We start from the raw sequence: 635 nt of genomic DNA, 5'->3' as shown, positions 1-635 counted from the left end.
CGACATGGCAACACGTTTTATGACCGACCCGCACGAGATGCGGGCGATGGCGGGCCGCTTCGAGGTGCACGCCCAGACCGTTGAGGACGAGGCCCGCAAGATGTGGGCGTCGTCGATGAACATCGCCGGCTCGGGCTGGAGCGGTCAGGCCCAGGCCACCTCGTACGACACCATGGGCCAGGTCAACCAGGCCTTCCGCAACATCGTCAACATGCTCCACGGGGTGCGCGACGGGCTGATTCGCGACGCGAACAACTACGAGCAGCAAGAGCAGGCCTCGCAGCAGATCCTCAGCAGCTAGCGGCCGAATCCGCAGCTGCGTAACATCTCAAGACATTAGGAGAACACCGTTATGAGCATTAACTACCAGTTCGGCGATGTAGACGCCCACGGTGCCTTGATCCGCGCCCAGGCCGCGTCCTTGGAGGCCGAGCACCAGGCCATCGTTCGCGATGTGCTTGCTGCCGGCGACTTCTGGGGCGGTGCGGGTTCGGTGGCATGCCAGGAGTTCATCACCCAGTTGGGTCGCAACTTCCAGGTCATCTACGAGCAGGCCAACTCCCACGGGCAGAAGGTTCAGTCCGCGGGCAGCAACATGGCCAGCACCGACAGCGCCGTTGGGTCCAGCTGGGCCT

At 63.6% G+C, this 635-nt stretch carries 2 protein-coding genes; both read left to right on the top strand.

Going from position 1 to position 635, the window contains the following annotated elements:
- The first annotated feature begins 4 nt into the window (after positions 1 to 4).
- On the top strand, positions 5 to 301 hold the full coding sequence (locus A5646_RS05190) for a WXG100 family type VII secretion target (protein ID WP_007168951.1): 297 nt from the start codon (positions 5 to 7) through the stop codon (positions 299 to 301).
- A gap of 51 nt (positions 302 to 352) precedes the next feature.
- On the top strand, positions 353 to 635 hold a 283-nt coding region (locus A5646_RS05185; protein ID WP_007771417.1), incomplete at its 3' end, for a WXG100 family type VII secretion target.

This window comes from Mycobacterium sp. 1245499.0, assembly GCF_001673615.1.
Lineage (GTDB): Bacteria > Actinomycetota > Actinomycetes > Mycobacteriales > Mycobacteriaceae > Mycobacterium > Mycobacterium europaeum_A.
The sequence above is the reverse complement of the archived record's forward strand: the minus strand, read 5'-3'. Positions and strand labels throughout refer to the sequence as shown.

Coding starts and splice junctions, on each gene's coding strand:
- A5646_RS05190 (WP_007168951.1), top strand. CDS start 5: ATGGCAACACGTTTTATGACCGACCCGCACGAGATGCGGGCGATGGCG.